General features: G+C 72.6%; 17 protein-coding genes. 12 read left to right on the top strand and 5 right to left on the bottom strand.

What is annotated here, in order from left to right:
* Nucleotides 1-64: 64 nt before the first annotated feature.
* The 4 genes from ACGF5G_RS32360 (at nucleotide 65) to ACGF5G_RS32375 (ending at nucleotide 5,844) form a co-directional block, all read left to right on the top strand.
* On the top strand, nucleotides 65-1,906 hold the full coding sequence (locus ACGF5G_RS32360) for an ABC transporter ATP-binding protein (RefSeq protein ID WP_393269925.1): 1,842 nt from the start codon (nucleotides 65-67) through the stop codon (nucleotides 1,904-1,906).
* Nucleotides 1,907-2,003: 97 nt separating this feature from the next.
* Entirely contained in the window at nucleotides 2,004-4,295 is a 2,292-nt protein-coding gene (gene secA2 / locus ACGF5G_RS32365; protein ID WP_393269927.1) for an accessory Sec system translocase SecA2, read from the top strand.
* Between the two features lie 184 nt (nucleotides 4,296-4,479).
* On the top strand, nucleotides 4,480-5,220 hold the full coding sequence (locus ACGF5G_RS32370; protein WP_393269930.1) for a GAF and ANTAR domain-containing protein: 741 nt from the start codon (nucleotides 4,480-4,482) through the stop codon (nucleotides 5,218-5,220).
* 120 nt (nucleotides 5,221-5,340) lie between these two features.
* A complete protein-coding gene (locus ACGF5G_RS32375) occupies nucleotides 5,341-5,844 on the top strand; it encodes a DUF2231 domain-containing protein (RefSeq protein ID WP_393269933.1) in 504 nt (167 codons plus the stop codon).
* A gap of 165 nt (nucleotides 5,845-6,009) precedes the next feature.
* On the opposite strand, the gene ACGF5G_RS32380 is transcribed toward ACGF5G_RS32375, so the two are convergent.
* Both ACGF5G_RS32380 and ACGF5G_RS32385 read right to left on the bottom strand, forming a co-directional pair.
* Nucleotides 6,010-6,966 carry a DUF3500 domain-containing protein gene (locus ACGF5G_RS32380; protein WP_393269935.1) on the bottom strand — a complete coding sequence of 319 codons (957 nt, stop codon included), beginning with the start codon at nucleotides 6,964-6,966 and terminating at the stop codon, nucleotides 6,010-6,012.
* 46 nt (nucleotides 6,967-7,012) lie between these two features.
* Nucleotides 7,013-7,366 carry an ankyrin repeat domain-containing protein gene (locus ACGF5G_RS32385; RefSeq protein WP_393269986.1) on the bottom strand — a complete coding sequence of 118 codons (354 nt, stop codon included), beginning with the start codon at nucleotides 7,364-7,366 and terminating at the stop codon, nucleotides 7,013-7,015.
* A gap of 200 nt (nucleotides 7,367-7,566) precedes the next feature.
* Between ACGF5G_RS32385 and ACGF5G_RS32390 the strand changes: the two genes are divergently transcribed.
* Genes ACGF5G_RS32390 through ACGF5G_RS32400 form a run of 3 tightly spaced genes read left to right on the top strand, consistent with a single transcriptional unit; the run spans nucleotide 7,567 to nucleotide 9,213 of the window.
* On the top strand, nucleotides 7,567-8,022 hold the full coding sequence (locus ACGF5G_RS32390) for a cysteine dioxygenase (RefSeq protein ID WP_393269938.1): 456 nt from the start codon (nucleotides 7,567-7,569) through the stop codon (nucleotides 8,020-8,022).
* Nucleotides 8,023-8,075: 53 nt separating this feature from the next.
* Nucleotides 8,076-8,564: a rhodanese-like domain-containing protein gene (locus tag ACGF5G_RS32395; RefSeq protein ID WP_393269940.1), complete on the top strand. Its 489-nt coding sequence runs from the start codon at nucleotides 8,076-8,078 to the stop codon at nucleotides 8,562-8,564.
* Between the two features lie 49 nt (nucleotides 8,565-8,613).
* The gene (locus ACGF5G_RS32400; RefSeq protein WP_393269942.1) at nucleotides 8,614-9,213 is read left to right on the top strand and encodes a winged helix-turn-helix domain-containing protein; all 600 of its coding nucleotides are present in this window, start codon (nucleotides 8,614-8,616) and stop codon (nucleotides 9,211-9,213) included.
* Between the two features lie 116 nt (nucleotides 9,214-9,329).
* Here the strand turns inward: ACGF5G_RS32400 and ACGF5G_RS32405 are convergent, their stop codons facing one another.
* The gene (locus ACGF5G_RS32405; RefSeq protein WP_393269945.1) at nucleotides 9,330-10,619 is read right to left on the bottom strand and encodes an FAD-dependent oxidoreductase; all 1,290 of its coding nucleotides are present in this window, start codon (nucleotides 10,617-10,619) and stop codon (nucleotides 9,330-9,332) included.
* Between ACGF5G_RS32405 and ACGF5G_RS32410 the strand changes: the two genes are divergently transcribed.
* Nucleotides 10,563-11,216, top strand: coding sequence for a TetR/AcrR family transcriptional regulator (locus ACGF5G_RS32410; protein ID WP_393269947.1), 654 nt, complete (start codon nucleotides 10,563-10,565; stop codon nucleotides 11,214-11,216). The two genes, ACGF5G_RS32405 and ACGF5G_RS32410, sit on opposite strands and share 57 nt — an antisense overlap.
* A 200-nt stretch (nucleotides 11,217-11,416) precedes the next feature.
* Here the strand turns inward: ACGF5G_RS32410 and ACGF5G_RS32415 are convergent, their stop codons facing one another.
* Nucleotides 11,417-12,076, bottom strand: a complete 660-nt coding sequence (locus ACGF5G_RS32415; protein WP_393269950.1) for a LuxR C-terminal-related transcriptional regulator — start codon at nucleotides 12,074-12,076, stop codon at nucleotides 11,417-11,419.
* A complete protein-coding gene (locus tag ACGF5G_RS32420; RefSeq protein ID WP_393269953.1) occupies nucleotides 12,064-13,251 on the bottom strand; it encodes a histidine kinase in 1,188 nt (395 codons plus the stop codon). The genes ACGF5G_RS32415 and ACGF5G_RS32420 overlap by 13 nt, the downstream gene beginning before the upstream one ends.
* A 253-nt stretch (nucleotides 13,252-13,504) precedes the next feature.
* Between ACGF5G_RS32420 and ACGF5G_RS32425 the strand changes: the two genes are divergently transcribed.
* The 4 genes from ACGF5G_RS32425 (at nucleotide 13,505) to ACGF5G_RS32440 (ending at nucleotide 18,888) form a co-directional block, all read left to right on the top strand.
* A complete protein-coding gene (locus tag ACGF5G_RS32425) occupies nucleotides 13,505-14,251 on the top strand; it encodes an ABC transporter ATP-binding protein (protein ID WP_393269956.1) in 747 nt (248 codons plus the stop codon).
* A gap of 11 nt (nucleotides 14,252-14,262) precedes the next feature.
* Nucleotides 14,263-16,830: an ABC transporter permease gene (locus tag ACGF5G_RS32430; RefSeq protein WP_393269959.1), complete on the top strand. Its 2,568-nt coding sequence runs from the start codon at nucleotides 14,263-14,265 to the stop codon at nucleotides 16,828-16,830.
* Between the two features lie 86 nt (nucleotides 16,831-16,916).
* On the top strand, nucleotides 16,917-18,107 hold the full coding sequence (locus ACGF5G_RS32435; RefSeq protein ID WP_393269962.1) for a serine hydrolase domain-containing protein: 1,191 nt from the start codon (nucleotides 16,917-16,919) through the stop codon (nucleotides 18,105-18,107).
* Between the two features lie 286 nt (nucleotides 18,108-18,393).
* Nucleotides 18,394-18,888 (top strand): DinB family protein, encoded by a 495-nt coding sequence (locus ACGF5G_RS32440; RefSeq protein ID WP_393269965.1) that lies wholly within the window; start codon nucleotides 18,394-18,396, stop codon nucleotides 18,886-18,888.
* The last annotated feature ends 276 nt before the right edge of the window (nucleotides 18,889-19,164 follow it).

Consider the following 19,164-nt stretch of genomic DNA (forward strand, 5'->3'; position numbering starts at 1 on the left):
CGTCCGGCCGGGGCGGATGCCGGGGCCGGTTACCGTTGGCGGGCATGACCGCCAGGACCGCGTCGTGACCGCCGACGCCCCCGCAGCCGCCGCCGCTCCCGCTCCCGCCCCCGCCGAGGCTCCCGCCGGCGGCCCCGCGACCGCCCCCGGGGAGCGCCGGGTCGGCCTCGCCGCCCTGCTGCCGTACCTGCGCGCCCACCGCGGCACCCTCGCCGTGGTGGCCGCGCTGTCGCTGGCCGGGGCGGCGGCGTCGCTGGCGCAGCCGCTGCTCACCCGCGCGGTGCTCGACGGCGTGTCGGCGGCCCGGCCGGTGGCCGGCCTGGTGGCGGTGCTGGTTGCCCTGGTGCTGGGGGCCGCGGCGCTCGGCGGGCTGCGGGACTACCTGCTGCAACGCACCGCCGAGGGCGTCGTGCTGGGCACCCGGCGGCGGCTGGCCGGGCACCTGCTGCGGCTGCCGATCGCCGAGTACGACCGCCGCCGCACCGGCGACCTGCTGTCCCGGGTCGGCTCGGACACCACGCTGCTGCGGGCGGTGGTCACCTCCGGGCTGTTCGAGGTGGTCACCGGCGCGGTGATGGTGCTGGGCGCGGCCGGCGCGATGGTGCTGCTCGACCCGGTGCTGTTCGGGGTGACCCTGCTCGGGGTGGCCGCCGGGGTCGGCTTCGCGGTCGCCTTCGCGCACCGGATGCGCAACCTGGCCCGGGCCGCCCAGGAGCGCATCGGGGAGATGACCTCGGCGGTGGAGCGGGCGATCTCCGCCGTCCGGACGATCCGCGCGGCCCGGGCGGAGCGGCGCGAGGCCGACACGGTCGGCGCCAGCGCGGCGCAGGCGTACGCGGCGGGGCTGCGGGTGGCCCGGGTGCAGGCGTTCGTCGGCCCGGTGAGCACGGTCACGATCCAGGGCGCGTTCCTGCTGGTGCTGGGCGTGGGCGGGGCGCGGGTGGCGGCCGGCGTGATCACCGTGGGCGACCTGGTCGCGTTCGTGATGCTGCTGTTCTTCCTGGTGCTGCCGCTCGGCCAGGCGGTGCACGCCTACGCCCAGTTGCAGACCGGGCTGGGCGCGTTGCAGCGGATCGAGGAGGTGCTCGCGGTGCCGGTGGAGGGCGCGGCCGACCGCCCCGCGCCCGTCCGTCACACCGCCGCCCCGACCTGGCCGAACACCGCCGACGGGGCACCGGCGGCCGTCGAGTTCGACCGGGTCGACTTCCACTACCCGGGTGGCCCGCCGGTGCTGCGCGAGGTCAGCTTCACCGTGCCGGCCGGCACCCGCACGGCACTCGTCGGCCCCTCCGGCGCCGGCAAGTCGACGCTGCTGGCCCTGGTCGAGCGCTTCTACGACGTGACCGGGGGCACCCTGCGGCTGGACGGGGTGGACGTGTGCGACCTGCCCCGCGACGCGCTGCGCGCCCGCCTCGGCTACGTCGAGCAGTCCGCGCCGGTGCTGGCCGGCACGCTCCGGGAGAACCTGCTGATCAGCGCGCCGGACGCCACCGACGACCGGCTGCGCGCGGTGCTCGACGAGGTCAACCTCGGTCATCTCGCCGAGCGGGCCCCGGAGGGGCTGGCCGTGCAGGTGGGCGAGGGCGGGGTGCTGCTCTCCGGCGGCGAGCGGCAGCGGCTGGCGATCGCCCGGGCCCTGCTGGCCGGGCCGCCGGTGCTGCTGCTCGACGAGCCGACCAGCAACCTCGACGCCCGCAACGAGGCCGCGCTGCGCCGGGCCATCGACGCGGTGGCCGTCCGGCGGACCTTGTTGATCGTGGCGCACCGGCTCTCCACGGTCGTCGACGCCGACCAGATCGTGGTGCTCGACGGCGGGCGGGTGGCCGCCACCGGCACCCACGACGAGCTGACCGTGACCAGCCCCCTCTACCGCGAGCTGGCCGCCCACCAGCTCCTGGTGACCTGAGCGGCGGGCGGCCCGACCCGCCCGGCGGCGACACCCCGCGCGGCGCCGCGCCGGGCGGGCCGCCGCTACCCGGCCCGGTCGCGTACCGTTGCCGCTCATGGGTGTGTCGCAACGCTTGAAGAGCAGGTTCCGCCGGTTCCTCCAGCGCCCGGGGACGACGGTCGACCTGGGGCCGCTGGAGAAGCTGCTGCCGGCCATCGAGGCGCGCGAGGAGAAGCTGTCGGCCCTCGACGACGCCGAGCTGACCGAGGCCGCCGGCACGGCCACGGGCTACGAGGAGATCTGCGCGATCGGCCGGGAGGCCGCCCGCCGCGGCATCGACCAGCGGCCGTACGACGTGCAGCTGCTCGGCGCCATGGCCCTGCTCTCGGGCAAAGTCGCCGAGATGGCCACCGGTGAGGGCAAGACGCTCACCGCCACCGTCGCCGCGTACGGGCACGTCCGGCTCGGCAACGGCCCGGTGCACGTGCTCACCGTCAACGACTACCTGGCCCGCCGCGACGCCCAGTGGATGGAGCCCGTCTACACCCTGCTCGGCCTGACCGTCGGCTGGGTCAACGAGGCATCCACCCCCCAGGAGCGGCGCGACGCGTACGCCTGCGACGTCACCTACGTCTCCGTCAGCGAGGCCGGCTTCGACTACCTGCGCGACCAGCTCGTGACCGACATCGACGACCGGGTGCAGCCGCCGCTGCGCACGGCGATCGTCGACGAGGCCGACTCGATCCTCATCGACGAGGCCCGGGTGCCGATGGTCCTCGCCGGCGCGGTCGCCGGCGAGCAGGACCCGGTGCACGCGGCCGCCGCCCTGGTGCGCGGCCTGCGCAAGGGCAAGCACTACACGGTCGCCGAGGATGGCCGCAGCGTGGCCTTCACCGCCGCCGGACTGGCCGCCGTCGAGGCCAAGCTCGGCATCGACCTGTACGACGAGGAGCACGTCGCGCAGCTCTCGGCGGTGAACGTGGCACTGCACGCGCACGCCCTGCTGCACCGCGACGTCGACTACATCGTCCGTGACGGCACCGTCGAGCTGATCGACGAGATGCGCGGCCGGGTGGCCCAGCGCCGCCGCTGGCCGGACGGGCTCCAGGCGGCGGTGGAGGCCAAGGAGGGCCTGGACGCCACCGCCGAGGGCGAGGTGCTCGGCACCATCGCCGTGCAGGCGTACGTCGGCCTCTACCCGACGGTGTGCGGCATGACGGCGACCGCGGTGCTGGTGGGCGACCAGCTCCGGGAGTTCTTCGGCCTCGAGGTGGCGGTGATCCCGCCGAACACCCCGTGCGTCCGTGAGGACGAGCCGGACCGGATCTACGCCACCCGCGCCGAGAAGGAGGAGGCGCTGATCGACGAGATCACGCGCTGCCACTCGGCGGGGCGGCCGGTGCTGGTCGGCACGCTGGACGTGAAGGAGTCCGAGGGGCTGGCGGCCGGCCTGAACGCCGCCGGGGTGCCCTGCGTGGTGCTCAACGCCAAGAACGACGACGAGGAGGCGGCGATCATCGCCGAGGCCGGCGCGTACGGCGCGGTGACCGTCTCCACCCAGATGGCCGGCCGGGGCGTGGACATCCGGCTCGGCGGCAGCGACCAGGCCGACCGGGAGCGGGTCGCCGAGTTGGGCGGCCTCTACGTGATCGGCAGTGGCCGGCACGACAGCCGGCGGGTCGACGACCAGCTCCGCGGCCGGGCCGGCCGCCAGGGCGACCCGGGTGGCTCGGTCTTCTTCGTCAGCCTCGAGGACGACCTGGTCGTCCGGCACGCCGGCGACGCCGTCCCGGCGTCACCCCGGATGAACGCCGACGGCCTGGTCACCGACGAGCAGGTCGACTACGCCGTCGAGCACGCCCAGCGGGTCGCCGAGGGCGTCAACCACGAGATCCACCGCAACACCTGGCGCTACAGCGTGGTCATCGAGCAGCAGCGCAAGGCCCTCGCCGAGCGGCGGGAGCGGCTGCTGACCAGCGACGTGGCGGCGCTGATGCTGCTGGACCGGGTGCCGGAGAAGGCCGAGGAGATGGACGAGGACCTGCTCGCCCGGGTCGCCCGGTCGATCGCCCTCTACCACCTCGACCGGCTCTGGGCGGAGCACCTCGCCGAGCTGTCCGAGGTGCGCGAGGGCGTGCACCTGCGCGCGCTCGGCCGCCTCGACCCGCTGGACGAGTTCCACCGGGCGGCGGTGCCGGCGTTCAACAACCTGATCCCGGAGATCGAGACGCGGACCATCGCGACCTTCGAGGAGACGGAGTTCGGCGAGGACTGGGAGCCGGACGAGGCGAAGCTGGTGCGGCCGAGCGCCACCTGGACGTACCTGGTGCACGACAACCCGTTCGGCTCCGAGCTGGACCGGTTGATCGCTTCCGTGGGTCGACGGCTCAGCGCCGGCTCCCGCTGACGCGTCGGGGCCCCTTTCGCGCCACGCGGCGCCGAAAGGGGCCCCCTTTTGCGCCGTTTCGACCCCGGTTTGCGAGGGTAGTAGGGCGGGTCCGAAGAGTCGGGAGAGATCAGAAGATGGAACGGGTGACGGCGCCGGTCGGGCGTGCGGGGGCACGCGCGGGGTCGGTGGAGGCTGTGCCGCGGTGAACCTGGAGATGCGGGACCCGGCGGTGGAGCGGCTGGGCGTCCTGGAGACGGCCGCCCTGCTGCGGGAGCTGACGGCCGGGCTGATCGCCGTCGACGACTTCGACGAGGCGCTGGCGGCGCTGGTGCGCATCGGCCGGGACGCGGTGGACGGCGTGAGCTGGTGCGGCTTCACCGCGCTGCGGGCCGGGGAGCCGGCCGGCGTGGCCGCCTCCGACGAGCGGCTGGCGGGGCTGGACGACCTGCGGCACGGTCCGGACTCGCCGGCGATGGACGCGATCCGGCGGCGGGAGATGATCCTCTCCGAGCACCTGGGCCGCGAGCCGCGCTGGCCGACCTGGACGCCCCGCGCGCGGGAGCTGGGCGTGCACGGGGTGATCTCCGCCCCTGTCGACGTCGACGAGCAGGTGATCGGGGCGATCAACCTCTACGCCGGCGCCGCCGACCTGCTCACCCCCGGGCACCAGCTCACCGCGATGCTGCTCGCCGAGCACGCCGGGCTGCTCCTCGCGGCGGTCCGCGACCGGGCGCGCCGGGCGGCCCGGGCCGGGGAGCTGGACTCGTCGCTGCTCGGCGACGGGGTGGTGGGGCAGGCGATCGGGGTCATCATGACCCAGCGCGGCTGCCCGGCCGAGGAGGCTCTCGACGTGCTGCGCAGCGCCGCGTCGTCGCTGGACATCCCGCTGCGCGAGGTGGCCGACCGGCTGGTCAGCACCGTGTCACGCCCCAGGGACACCTGAGCCCCGTCGCCGCCCCGTCCGCCGTGACATGTGGGGCCGATGGGGCGCGTGTCGTTTCGCCCTGGGAGCGCCCGGGTAGCACTCTGTATTCGTGGGGTGAGCCGACCTGGGGGAGGAACGATGCAGAGCCGGCTTCGGGTGCAGGGGCACCCGATCCAACCGATGCTGGTGACGTTCCCGTTCGGGCTCTTCGTGAGCGCGACCGTGTTCGACCTGACCGACGTGCTCGGGGGACCGGCCTTCCTCGGCGAGGTGGGCTACTGGAGCTCGGTGGCGGCCCTGTTCGCCGCCGCGCTGGCCGCCGTGGCCGGCATGATCGACCTGTGGGACGTGCCGGGCGGCCGGACCCGACGCACGGCGGTGACCTTCAACCTGGTGAACGTGGCGATGGCCGCGCTGTTTCTGGTGTCCTGCCTCGTCCGCGCGGACGCGCCGCGGCGCGGCGCCAGCGTCGTGCTGCTGCTCACCGAGGTCGTGGCCCTGGCCGTCGGTGCGGTCGGCGTCCGGCTGGGTGCCCGGCTGGTGCGGCTGTTCGACGCGGGCCGCCGGGCCGAGGCGACCACCTTCGACGCGCTGGGCGGCGTCTCCGGCTCCACCGTCGACCTGGCCCGCCCCCGCCCCTGACCCACCCCGCCCCCGCCCCCGCCCCTGCCCCCGCCCCTGCCCCCGCCCCCGGCCCCCGGCCCCCGCGATCTTGCACTTGGCGCCCGGACGAAGGTGGCAATTCCGCCCGATCCGGGGGCTGAGAGTGCAAGATCGCGGGGGGCGGAAAGGGTGGCGGGGGAGGGGTCAGCGGGTCGGGTGGGATTCGGCGTGGTGGGCGGCCAGGACGTCCGCGCCGAAGTCGCTGGCCGGGCGGCGCAGCACGGTGTGCGCGTGGTTGCCGTCGTCGGTGGTGTTGTCGTACTCGATCAGCAGGTCGTCGCCCTGCACACGGTAGTAATGGCGTTGGCCGGGGCGGGTCGGGCCGGCCCAGGCGAAGTGCAGCTGCCCCGAGGCCAGCCGGCGTGCCTCCCGGATCGCCAGCTCGGGCGGGAGCCGGTCCAGGTAGAGCGCGACGAGCTGGTCCAGCAGCGCCCGCCCGGTGGGGCCGAGCCGGTCGGCGGGCACCCCGAGCGGCTCCAGCGGCGCGTCGATGTGGGCGCGGGTGGCGCTGATGATGTCGCCGGGCGCCTCGTCGGCGACGATCGCGGCGGCTCGGCCGGCCGGGCCGATGGCGTCCAGCAGGGCGCGGCCCAGGTCCTCCTCGACGCCCAGGGGCCGGGAGACGGGGCGGCCGGCGTACCGGACGGTGGCCGGGTTGGCGCCGAGGAAGATCGGCGCGGGGGAGACCTGGTCGGCCACCACGGTCATGCTCACCGAGAGGTGGTGCCCCTCCAGCCGCCACGCCCACGCGTCGTCCCGGGCCGGGTCGCCGAAGACGGCCACCCAGTAGTCGCCGCTGTGCCGGCCCCGGTGCCATCCCTCCGCCCGGTCCAGCACCTCCTCCAGCGCGACGATCGCCATCGCCTGGGCGTACGCCGGTGGGCTCAGCGCGGTGGCCAGCAGCCGGTGCGCGGCCTTGCGCCCGGCGCGGTCCAGGTCGGCCAGGCACACCCCGGGCCGGGGTCGTGGCCGGTACTCCAGCCAGCGTCGGGCCTGCTCGTCGTCGAACCGGAGGGCGGCGCGGGCGCGGGCGGGCTCGTCCAGCGCGGCCAGCAGCGCCGTGCCGGCGGTGCGCATCTGCTCGGGCAGCGGATCTTCCACCGCCTCTGTATACCGGCCGGGACCCGGGCGCGGGGGGCCGTCGCCGTCAGCCGGCCGGCGTCGTCAGCAGTGCGAGCATCTCGGGCAGGTCGAAGAAGCGGGCCGTCTCCACCGCCGACGGGTTGCCGTGGTGCGGGTCGGCCCCGGCGGCGAGCAGCGCCCGGACCGCGTCGGCGCTGCTGCGGAACGTCGCGGCGGCCAGCGCCGTCTGCCCCCGGTCGTTGGTGGGGGCGTGGTCGGCACCCCGGGCGAGCAGCGCGGCGACCGTCTCCGGGTGGGCGTGGTACGCCGCCAGGATCAGCAGGGTGTCGCCCTTGTCGTTGGTCAGGTCGACCGGCAGCCCCGCGTCGACGTAGTCGGCCAGCTCGTCGGTGCCGCCGTCGCGCGCCAGGTCGAACATCCGGTGTGCGAACGCCAGCGTCTCGGCGTCGAGTTCCTCACTCACCGGTCCAGGTTAGTCGCGCGGCAGCCCGGTAGGTTGCTCGGCCGGCGCGCTGGGGAGGGTCGCTCGTGTCCCGGCATGCGGAATTACCTATTAAACCCATAGGATTTACAGGCTAAGCTGAGGCTCCGCACGTCGCCGTACCCCGAAGGACCACCATGACCGACCGTCGCCAGCCCGACCCGCTCGCCATCGCCGGAGCATGGGCCGCCGACCCGGCCGGATGGCCGGTGCCGCTGCGCTTCGACCCGGCCTCCCGGTGGTACGCCCGGCTCGACCGGACCGCCGACCACGAGGTCTGGGCGCTGAGCTGGCTGCCCGGGCAGGGCACCGACCTGCACGACCACGGCGGCTCGGGCGGCGCGTTCCTCGTCGTGGCCGGCGCACTCACCGAGGAGACCGTCAGCGGGGGCCGGCTGCGCCCGCACCACCTGGCCGCCGGTTCCGGCCGTCGCTTCGGACCCCGGCACGTGCACCAGGTGACCAACCGGGGCGGCGAGCCGGCCGTGAGCGTCCACGTCTACCGCCCCGCCCTGCGCCGGATGACCCGCTACCTGCTCGCCGACGGCCGGCTCCGCGCCGCCGAGGTGGCCGAGGCCGGGGTCGCCTGGTGAACGCCCCACCGTCCCGCGCCACCGGCCGCCAGCACCCACCGGAGGAAACGACCATGCCGCAGACCGACCCGCACGCCTGTCCGGCCCCGGCGCCGCCGGGCTCCCGGGGCATCGACGAGATCCTGGCCGCCGCCCGCGCGCGGCTCGACCGGCTGGATCCCGAGCGGGCGCACCTGGCCTGTCGTGGCGGAGCGCTGCTGGTCGACATCCGCCCGGCCGCCCAGCGGGCCGCGCACGGCACCGTGCCGGGCTCGCTGGTGGTCGAACGCAACGTGCTGGAGTGGCGCTTCGACCCGCGCTGTCCCGCGCGGCTGCCGCAGGCTGTCGGCTACGACCTGCCGGTGGTGGTCATCTGCCAGGAGGGCTACACCTCCTCGCTGGCCGCCGCCGCCCTGCAGGACCTCGGGCTGCACCGCGCCACGGACGTGGTCGGCGGCTTCGTCGCCTGGCGGCTCGCCGGCCTGCCCGTCCTCGGCCCCACCCCGCCACCCCGTCCGTCCACTCCCGCGCCCCCGGTGACCGCCGGCCGGGCGCCGTCCTGACCGTCCCGCCCCACCGGGCGTGGCGGCACCGCCGTCCCCAGGAGGCTCCATGTCCGTCGTCGCCCTCACCCCCCGGCCCCAGCCGGCCGGCCGTCCCGGGCCGGTCCGCCCGCGCTCCGCACCGACCCTCACCATCACCCTCGACGTCGCTCCCGGGCCGCTGAGCCCCCGCCTGGCCCGGCTGCTGGAGCTGATCGGCGAACTCGCCGAGTCGGGGGAGGGGCGCGTGCGCCCGGCCGCCGCCGAGGGCCCGCCGGCGGCGCCCCGCCCGGCCCAGGCCGTCGCGCACCCCGGCGGAGCCGCGGCCGTCGCGGACCCCGGCCCGGCCCCGGACGCCGGGCGTCCCGACGGGGTCCGGATCCTCGCCGGGCCCCGGGTCGTCCACCACGGTTCCCAGGCCGTGGCGCTGACCCGCATCGAGTACGACCTGCTGCTGTTCCTGGCCGAGCGGCCCCGCCAGGTCTTCACCCGCCTCCAGTTGCTCGCCAACGTCTGGGGCTACGAACACGCGGTGGCCCGCACCGTCGACGTGCACGTCCGCCGGCTGCGCGCCAAGTTTGGCGCCGACACGCCGCTGGTGACCACCGTCCACGGTGTCGGCTACCGCCTGGCCGACGAGGCCCGGATCGAGGTCGACCGGAGCCGCTGACGGGCACCGGAACCGGGTTCGACGGCGGCTCCTGACGAGCCCGCACCCCCCGCGCGGCGCATCCTCTTCCAGGGCAGGAGCGTCTGCCAGGGCGGGGCCGGCTGCGTCGCGTGTCGTCAAGCTGCGGGTGCCGGCTCGGTGGGCCGTGGCGTGAAGAAGCGGATGATGTCGTCGGCTGCGGTGGGGGACAGCATCATTGCCTGGACTCGTGCGGACATTTCGGCGATCGGGTGGGTTCTGGTGAACATCGCCTCCTCGTACGTCTGGATCGCCGAGTCGGGGTCGGCGGGGTTGGTGGCGAGTTCGGCGGCGAGTTCGGCGGCGTCGAGCATGGCTTGGTTGGCGCCCTCGCCGACCGGCGGCATGAGGTGCGCGGCGTCACCGATGAGGGTGATGCCCGGTTGGTGGGCCCAGCGTGTACCGGTGGGCATCGCCTCGATCCTGCGTGGGGTCGGCGGGCTGTCGCCGGCTTCGATGAGTGCGGTGAGGCTGGGGTTCCAGCCATCGAACATGTCCAGCAGAGCGCGCTTGCTGCGGTAGGCGTCCAGGTGGCGGTCGTCCGCGGGTAGGGAGATGCCGACTCGGATGCTGCCGTCGCCGAGGCGTTGTGCTGCCAGGATCTGGTTCACGCCGATGCACCAGAGGTTTCCGGGGCCGACCAGATCGGCGAGATCCGGGTGACGCCGGTCGGCGTCGCCGATGGTGAGTTCGACCAGGGTGGCCACGGAGGACAGTGCCGCGTCGGTCAGCAGCGACCGGACGACCGAGCGTGCGCCGTCCGCGCCGATGAGGACGTCGCAGTCGGCGCTGTGGCCGCCCTCGAACGTCAGCCCGAAGCCTCCGTCGGGTCGTGGCGTCGCCGCGACGAGCCGGTGCTGCCACACAACAGTGTCGGCGGGGAGTGAATCGAGCAGAAGATCACGCAGTGCGCTGCGGTCGATCTCGGGGCGTCCGGAGAATGAGCCGGGTTGTGGCTTGTGGTGCACGAGGGTGCGTCCGGCCGGGTCGAGGATGCGATGCTCCTCGCCCTCCGGCCGCGCCTCGGACCGGAATCGGCCGGCGAGGCCCGCAGCGGCCAGGGCCCGTTGCCCGGACTCCGGGTGCAGGTCGAGCGATCCGCCCGGTGATCGCGCGGATCGGCTGGCCTCGCGTTCGTACACCACCGCGTCGATGCCGTGCCGGTGCAGGATTCGGGCCAGCGTCAGGCCGCCGAGGCCGCCGCCGGCGATCGCGATTCGCATCATCATCATCATCTCCGTTACCGTACGCTGTACCTCATGGATACGCCGTACGGTAACGCACCGGTGCCCGTCTGGGAACGGCCCGAGCCCCAGCCGCGGGCGGCGCCGGTGGCGCTGAGCCGAGCGAAGATCGCCGCCACGGCGATCCGGCTCGCCGACGCGCACGGCCTCGAGGGGCTGTCGGTACGCAAGATCGCCAAAGAACTCGGCGTCGGTCCGATGCGGCTCTACGACTACGTGAGCAACAGATCCGAACTGCTCGATCTGATGGTCGACACCGTGTATGCCCAGATCGCCGAGGCCGGCCAGCACGCCGAGTGGCGCGCCACGGTGCTGGCCCTCGCCCAGGCGACCCGCGAAGCCGCCCTTGACCATGAGTGGTTCGCCGACCTGCTCGGCGGAAGGCCACACCTAGGACCGCACGCGCTTGCCGTGGGCGAATCGACCGCGGCGGCGCTCAGCCAGGCCCCCGGCGTGCGCGGCATCGACGATCTTCAGCGGGCCGTGGGTGCCCTCAACGCGTTCATCGTCGGGGCACTCCGCAGGGAGATCACCGAGCGACGCACCGCCCGTTCAACCGGCACCGACGTGTCCGCTTGGCAGGCCGCCCTCGGGCCCTACCTGACACGCATGCTCGAAACGGGCCGCTACCCCACCGTCGCCCGGCTCGTCATCGACGGCGCCCACCTCAACGCCGAGGAAACCTTCCACCACAACCTGACCGCCATCCTGGACGGCATCACCGGCCATCCCCACACGTGACCTACTGCTCGCAGGCCAGTGCCGGCTGAACACCGATACACCTCGATCAGAGATCCGGATCTGTCGCCGAGCGGGTGCGCCCTGCCGGGCGTTCGTCACTGCCCCGACGCTGTCCGGGTGTCTCCTCGGTGGTGACGTCCTGGCCGGCGTCGGGCGGACGTCGTTGGCGGTCGCCGCGGTTGACCGAGTCACCGGCGTACTCAGTCGCCGCCGATCTGGCCCGCGCCGTTGAGGTAGGTGAGAACGGCGAGGACGCGGCGGTGGCCGCTGTCGGTGACGGCGAGGCCCAGCTTGTTGAAGATGTTGCCGATGTGCTTGTGTACGGCGTTGTCGGTGATGACAAGCCGGTCAGCGATGGTGTTGTTGTCGTGTCCCTGGGCCATCAGCGCGAGTACCTCGCGTTCGCGGGGGGTGAGGACGGCGATCGGGTCCCTGCGGTGGGCGAGGAGTTGGGCGATGACCTCGGTGTCCATGGCGGTGCCACCGGCGGCCACTCGGCGCAGCGCGTCGACGAACTCATCCACCCGGCTGACGCGATCCTTGAGGAGGTAGCCGACGCCGCCGCCGGTGGTGGCGAGTAGTTCGGCGGCGTACTGCTGCTCGACGTACTGTGACAGCACCAGGACCGGTAGGCCAGGGTGCTCTCGACGGGCCCGCAGGGCGGCTCGGATGCCCTCGTCGCGAAATGACGGCGGCAGCCGGACATCGACGATGGTGACGTCGGGCCGATGGTCCCGGACGGCGGTGAGGAAGCCCGCCGCGTCGCCCGCGATGGCGGCGATGTCGAACCCCATGCTGTTGAGCAGGAGTTCCAGTCCGCTGGCCAGCAGGACGTTGTCTTCGGCGATTACCACCCGCACGGCAGCTCCATGGTGATCTTCGTCGGCCCGCCGGCCGGGCTGTCGATGTCGATGGTGCCGTCGAGCGCGAGCACCCGGCGACGGATCCCGGCAAGGCCGGTGCCCCGCCGATCGTCGGCGCCGCCGGTGCCGTTGTCGGTGATCGCCACCGACAACCGGTCTGCCGTTCGGCTCACCCGTACGCCGGCCGTGGTCGCCTGGCTGTGCTTGGCGACGTTGGTGAGTGCCTCGGCGACGGCGAAGTAGACGACGGCCTCCACGGCCGCCGGTACCTTTTCGAGGTTGCCGATCTCCAGTCGGGTTGGCACGCCGCAGCGGGCCGTCACCGCGGTCAGTGCGCCGGTGAGGCCGCGGTCGGCGAGGATCGGCGGGTAGACGGTCCGGATCACCTCGCGGAGTTCGGTCATCGCCTCTTCGGTTCCTTCGTGTGCGTCCCGAAGAAGGTCTTCCAGGAACTGCTCGTTTCGCGGATTGTTGGTTAACGCCTGCCGGGCCACGGCCAGCCGCATCGCGATGGCCACCAGCCGGGCCTGGGTGCCGTCGTGCAGGTCGCGTTCGATCCGGCGCAGCTCTGCGCCGTGTGCGTCGAGCACGTCTGCCCGGGTGCGGGTCAACACGGCGACCCGGTCGGCGAGCCGTTCGGCCGTCGAGTGCGACAGCACTACCAGGCAGATCCGGGCGTGTGCGCGAGCGATCGGCGGGAAGGCCAGGTACGCCAGCGCGGTGAGCAGGAGAATCTGCAGTGGACCGAGGGTGAGGGCTGTCGCCCAGCCGGTCACCGGAATGTCGATGAACAGCCGGGGTCGATCCTCCGGTGCGAACGCCCACCACAGTGGCGTGGCGACCGCGGCGGGCAGGAGGTTGCCCACGCACAGCAGCGTGAGCAGGCCGAGCGCTACCCCGGTGATGGCGTTCACCGGCAGCCAGAGCAGGTCGCGGGGGGTGGCCGGATCGGCCCATGGGCGGCGTCCCGTCGTGCGCAGGGCAGGGCGCGATGCCAACGGCGTCCCGAGCAGCCGGCCGGCGCGGTCACGGTGCCAGTTCGCCCAACGCCGGGCGAGCCTCGGATGGCACAGCAGCGGCAGCGCGAGCAGCGTGGCGATCCCGGTGGCCAGCGATCCCAGGAGGTAGGCCCCGCCCCGCCACGCCTGTACCCACCGTCGACCCGACGTCACAGGATGCCCTTTCTGCGTACCCTCCTTGAGGGCAGCGTCCCTTCGCGTTCCCGGCACGGCGTCGAGTCTGCCCGGTGGCCGCCGCCCGCGGCACTACAGCCAGCTGTACCTCGCATCCGGCGGTACGCGGTATCGCTATCCGACGACGCGGAAATCTAGCGTCGAACGCATGAGGTTGACCAGCAGAAACCCATTGAGACGACGCGTTGCGCCGGTCGAGGCCACCGCGACCAACTCGCTGCACCGGGGTGCAATGCCGACATTTGCGACACAGTCGTACGCAGTGCAACTGGATTCGGTGTCGAAGGAGTACGGGTCGGGGAAGACCACGGTACGCGCTCTCGACCGGGTGACAGCCGGGTTCCCGCGCGGTACGTTCACCGCCGTCATGGGCCCGTCCGGGTCCGGCAAGAGCACCTTCCTGAACTGTGCGGCCGGTCTGGACCGGCCGACATCGGGCCGGACCGTGCTGGGTGACACGGAGCTGTCCAGCCTGTCGGAGACCGAGTTGACCGAGCTCCGGCGGGACCGGATCGGGTTCGTCTTCCAGGCGTACAACCTGCTCGGTGCGCTGACCGTGGCGGACAACGTCACGTTGCCTGTCCGGTTGGCCGAGAGACCGGTCGATCCCGAGCAACTGGCGAGTGTCCTCGCCGCGGTCGGGCTCGCCGAGCATCACGACCGCCGACCGAGCCAGCTCTCCGGTGGCCAGCAGCAGCGGGTGGCGATCGCCCGGGCGCTCATCAACCGGCCCGACCTGGTGTGCGCCGACGAGCCGACCGGCGCGCTGGACAGCCGCAGCGGCCGCCAGGTCCTGGCACTGCTCAGGAAGATCGTCGACGACCTGGGACAGACCGTGCTGATGGTCACGCACGATCCGGTCGCGGCCGCGCAGGCCGACACCGTGGTGTTCCTCGCCGACGGCCGATTGGCCGGCGAGATGACCCGACCGTCCGCCGAGCAGATCGCCGAGCGGATGACCCACCTGGGGGAGCCGTGAACCGCCGCGTGATGTCGAAGCGCATGCTGGCGCTGGCCTGGAGCACGGTCAAGGGACGCAAGGGCGGGTTCGTCGCGGCATTCGTCGCGGTGCTGTTCGGCTCGGCGGTGATCACGGCCTGCGGGATCCTGTTGGAGAGCAGCGAACGCTCGGGCGTGCCCACCGAGCGCTACCAAGCTGCCGACCTGGTGGTGGGCGCCCCGCAGACACTGCCGATGGCCGACGACGTGGATCCCCGGTTCGGCGAGCGGGCCACCCTGCCGGCCGGCCGGGTCGGCGACATCGCGCGAGTTCCCGGCGTCCGCGCGGCGATCGCCGACGTCAACGTCCCGGTCAGTCTCGTGACGGCGGACGCCGACGTGCTCGCCGGGCCGGACAGCACCCCCGCGCTCGGGCATGGCTGGCAGTCGGCCGCGCTCGGCCCGTTCACCACGAGCGCCGGCCAGGCCCCGACCGGGCCGGACGACGTGGTGCTGGACTCCGCGTTGGCCGAGCGGGCCAGCGTCACCGTCGGCGCGTCGGTTCGACTCGCGGTCGGCTCAAACACGTCGACCTACCGGGTGACAGGCATCGTGAGTCTGCCAGGAGGCAAACTCGCCCGGCAGTCCGCACTGTTCTTCACCGATGACCGGGCCCGGGAACTGACCGGCCAACCGGACCGGGTGGACGCGATCGGCGTGCTGGCCGCACCCGGTGTCAGTGCCGACGAGCTGGCAAGCGCCATCGAGGCGGCAGTCACCGATGTGGTCGTCTACACCGGCAGTGACCGGAGCGAGGCCGAGTTCCTCGACATCGGCAGCACGCGTTCGTTCATCAGCGGGCTCTCCCTGGCGTTCGGCGGCAGCATGGTTCTGGTGATCATGATCGTCGTGGCGAGCACACTCGCGCTCTCCGTTCGGCAGCGGCTGCGGGAACTGGCGCTGCTGAGGGCGATCGGCGCGACCCCGAAGCAGGTGCTCGGCATGATCGCTGCCGAGACCATGGTGGTGGGCACGCTCGGAGCAGTGCTCGGGGTGATTCCGGGCGTCGGGCTGAGCTTCCTCTTCCGCGAAACCTTCACCCTGGTCGGCGCGGTTCCGGACGACTTCGAACTGTCGATCAGCCCGCTGCCGGTACTCGCGGCGATGGTGCTGTGCCTGATCGGCGCCCGTTTGGGCGGCTGGATAGCCGCCCGGCGCGCGGCCAAGCTCAGGCCGGTGGACGCGCTCGGCGAGGCCGCGGTGGAGCCACCCAAACTCGGCTGGCTCCGGTTGACCGTCGGTTTGCTGCTGGTCCCCGCCGGTATCGCCATGGCGGTCGTGCTGCCGTGGGTGCTACCCGGTGAAGGGGCCGCTGAAAGCGCGGCCTTCTCGGCGTTCCTGCTCGTCTTCGCCGTCGTGCTGCTGGGGCCGCGGTTGCTCGGCGGTGCCGTCACCGTGCTGGGCCCCGGGCTGAACCGCAGGTCGGGCGCCAGCGGGTTCCTCGCGACCGCGAACGCGCACGCCAACTCGCGGCGGCTCGCCGCGGCGACCACTCCTCTGATCATGGGTATCACCCTGGCCACCGCGCAGCTCTTCAGCGGGACGACCGCGAGTTCGGCCGCGCGGGATCAGGCCGCAGACGGACTGCGCGCGGACTACGTCGTCACGTCCACGTCCGCCGGCGTGTCGCCCGAGGTAGCGGACGTGCTCCGGGACGTGCCCGGCGTCTCGGCGGTGACCCCGGTCGTCCGTACGCGGACGCTGGCGACCTTCGGCTCGAGGGACAGCCCTCAGATCAGGACCTACTCGGCCCAGGGGGTCACCGGTGACCAGCTCGCCGAGACCATGGATCTCGCCGTTCTCGAGGGCGATGTCGCGGATGTGCAGGGCAACACGGTGGCGTTGAGCCGGATCGCGGCGGGCAGCCTCGGCGCTGCTCTCGGCGACACCGTCGACCTCCGTCTCGGTGACGGCACGCCGATCAGACCCACCGTGGTCGCGCTCTACGAGAGAGGACTCGGCCTCGGCGACGTCACGCTGCCGCACGACCTCGTCCTCGAACACACCACCGACCGCCTGGACTTCGCGGTGCTGGTCACGGCGGCCACGGGAACCGGCGTCGGGGCACTCGGCGATGCGTTGCGATCCGCCGTCCGACACCTCCCGACCGTCCAGGTCAACAACCGCGAGTCGTTCGTCGCCGCGCAGAGCGCTGCGGCCGCCGGCGAGTCGGCGGTCGGCCTCATCCTCAACGCGGTCCTGCTCGGCTACCTCGCGATCGCCGTGGTGAACACCCTGGTGATGGCGACCGCCGCACGCTTCCGCGAATTCGCCCTGCTCCAACTGGTCGGCGCCACCCGTCGCCAGGTGTTCGCGATGATGCGCAGCGAGACGAGGATCATCGTCGTCGCGGCCGCGCTCATCGGTACCCTGGCCGCGATCCCGTCATTGATCGGCACGAGAATCGGACTGACCAGGACGCTGGTTCCGTCCATTCCACCGCTCATCTACCTGGGAATCGTCGCGGTCGCCGCGCTGCTCGGCTGGGCCGCCATCATGAGCTCGACTCGGATCGCCATGCGGTCGCAGCCGGTCGACGCGATTGGCGTACGCGAGTGACGCCGGCGGCACTACAGCCAGCTGTACCACATATCCGGTGGTACGAGGTATCGGTCCGCGTCGGCGCGGCTCCTAACGTCGACGGCATGAGATTGAACAGCAGGAAACCATCGAGGCGGCGGGTCGCGCTGGGTGCGGCGGCGGGACTTGTCGCCCTCACGTTCACGGTCACCGGGCTCGAACCGGCCGAAGGATCGGTGACCGGTTCGGGCCACGCCGGCGGCCGGTTGCAACGGGACACCGACGCGATCCACGCCCTCGGGGTGACCGGCGTTCAAGCCCGGGTGACCACCTCCGACGGCCGGCACCTCGTCGCCACCAGCGGCGTCGCCGACCGGGTCACCGGGCGCCCGGTGCCACCCAACGGACGCTTCCGGATCGCGAGTACCCGCAAGGCGTTCGAAGCCACCGTCGTCCTGCAACTGGTCGAGGAACACCGACTGTCCCTCGACGACACCGTCGAGCGGTGGCTACCCGGCGTGGTCCGCGGCAACGACAACGACGGCCGCCGGATCACCGTGCGTCACCTCCTGCGGAACACCAGCGGCATCCACGACGACCTGCCCGGCTACACCACGCCCGAGGAGTACCTCCAGCAGCGATACGACGTGTACACCCGCGAGCAACTCGTGGCGCGGGCGATGAACCACCGGCCGGACTTCGAACCCGAAGCGGGCTGGGCCTACTCCAACACCGGCTTCGTCCTGGTCGGGATGATCGTCGAGCGGGTCACCGGCCGTTCTCTGCAACAGGAGGTCACCGACCGGATCGTCGGTCCGCTCGGGCTGCACCACACCACCTGGCCCGGGACCTCGCCGTTCCTACCCCAGCCGCACGCCCAGGCATACCAACTGTTCGAGACCGGTGAGCTGGTGGACGTCACCGAGCAGGTTCTGGTGGACCCGGACTCCATGGCCTCCAGCACCCGGGACCTCGACCGGTTCTTCCGTGCGCTGCTGGGCGGCCGGCTGCTGCGCCCCGCACAACTGGCCGAGATGAAGCGGACGGTCGAGATCAACGAGGACGTCAACGCGATCTGGCCGGGCGGTCTCTACGGGCTCGGCCTGGTCAGCCGCCCGCTGCCCTGCGGCGGCGTCTACTGGGGCCACGACGGCGGCGACGGCGGCTACATCACGGTCACCGGCGTCACCGACGACGGCCGGCGCAGCGCCGTGGTGTCCATGTCCGCCTCGCTCGGCGATTCGCTGGACAGCCTCCTCCAGCAGCAACGCGGTGCCGACACGCTGATCCAGAACGCCCTGTGCGGCCGGGTGTAACCGAACCGCACGGCGTGTCGTGAACGAGAGCCCTGACCGGCGATGGTCACGCCGGTCAGGGCCGGTCCAGAGGCGGAGCCCGACAGAACGCGAGTTGCCCAACCCGCCAGAGGTCGGGTGCCCCAGGCCGTGCTGGTCACGCTTGACCTGCTGTTGGCTGGGCGTCAAGGTAACCGGCTCACGGGTGTATGCATCCGGACGTGCCGATGAGCGGGCGTTCTGGCCGGAACCGCTCGGACGACCTCCGCGCCTGCCTTCCGTCAGGACAAGGGCGTAGAGTCGCCCCATGATCGAATCCCAACGCGAAGCCGTGCCGCGCAACGACGGTGGCGAGCTCGACACCGCCCTCGCGTTCTTGTCCTTCGCTCGATCATGTGTGCTGAAGAAAGTCGCGGGCTTGACTGAGGAGCAGTTGCGGCGGCGCCTCGTCGTCTCCGACACCACACTGCTGGGCCTGGTCCAACATCTGACGGACGCCGAACGGTACTGGTTCGGCTACACGTTCGCCGGCGACCCGCGCTACGCCGACGTCGACTTCGACATGGTGGTCGAGCCGGACCGATCCCAGGACCAGATCATCGCCGGCTACCGGGCTGCGATCGCCGAAAGCGATGCCCGCATCAGCGCAGCCGCTGGCCTCGACGTTCTCACCGCGCAGCCGGTCGGTGACGCGCCTCGTACGCTTCGCTGGGTGCTTGCCCACATGACGAGTGAGACCGTCCGGCATGCCGGTCACGCCGACATCCTGCGGGAGCTTGTCGACGGTGCCACTGGACGGTGAGAGGTCGGCGACTCGGGGTCGTACGCCGTCCGGTGCTACGCAGCCTCGTCGGGCGCTCGGAGGCCACCGGCCCGAAGGTTCGGCCAAGTGACGGTGAGGAACGCACGATCTGGCATGACCGCGTGTTGGTGCGTTGCAGCAGATGAACGGCAGGAACGGTACGGACGTTGTTCAAGATTATTTAGAGTTCCTAACAAAATGATCTTCGGGTCTTTCGTCCCTTGTAGAGGGTGATCTACGATGTCGGGCCGTGAGGCGTGGTGAGCAGCCGCCGTG

It is taken from the genome of Micromonospora sp. NPDC047730 (assembly GCF_043204765.1).
In the GTDB taxonomy this organism is placed as follows: domain Bacteria; phylum Actinomycetota; class Actinomycetes; order Mycobacteriales; family Micromonosporaceae; genus Micromonospora.

Excerpts from the sequence above, each read along its gene's own strand:
- secA2 (WP_393269927.1), top strand. The coding sequence starts at position 2,004 with ATGGGTGTGTCGCAACGCTTGAAGAGCAGGTTCCGCCGGTTCCTCCAG.
- ACGF5G_RS32375 (WP_393269933.1), top strand. The coding sequence starts at position 5,341 with ATGCAGAGCCGGCTTCGGGTGCAGGGGCACCCGATCCAACCGATGCTG.
- ACGF5G_RS32385 (WP_393269986.1), bottom strand. The coding sequence starts at position 7,366 with ATGTTCGACCTGGCGCGCGACGGCGGCACCGACGAGCTGGCCGACTAC.
- ACGF5G_RS32390 (WP_393269938.1), top strand. The coding sequence starts at position 7,567 with ATGACCGACCGTCGCCAGCCCGACCCGCTCGCCATCGCCGGAGCATGG.
- ACGF5G_RS32395 (WP_393269940.1), top strand. The coding sequence starts at position 8,076 with ATGCCGCAGACCGACCCGCACGCCTGTCCGGCCCCGGCGCCGCCGGGC.
- ACGF5G_RS32400 (WP_393269942.1), top strand. The coding sequence starts at position 8,614 with ATGTCCGTCGTCGCCCTCACCCCCCGGCCCCAGCCGGCCGGCCGTCCC.
- ACGF5G_RS32425 (WP_393269956.1), top strand. The coding sequence starts at position 13,505 with ATGCCGACATTTGCGACACAGTCGTACGCAGTGCAACTGGATTCGGTG.
- ACGF5G_RS32430 (WP_393269959.1), top strand. The coding sequence starts at position 14,263 with ATGTCGAAGCGCATGCTGGCGCTGGCCTGGAGCACGGTCAAGGGACGC.
- ACGF5G_RS32435 (WP_393269962.1), top strand. The coding sequence starts at position 16,917 with ATGAGATTGAACAGCAGGAAACCATCGAGGCGGCGGGTCGCGCTGGGT.
- ACGF5G_RS32440 (WP_393269965.1), top strand. The coding sequence starts at position 18,394 with ATGATCGAATCCCAACGCGAAGCCGTGCCGCGCAACGACGGTGGCGAG.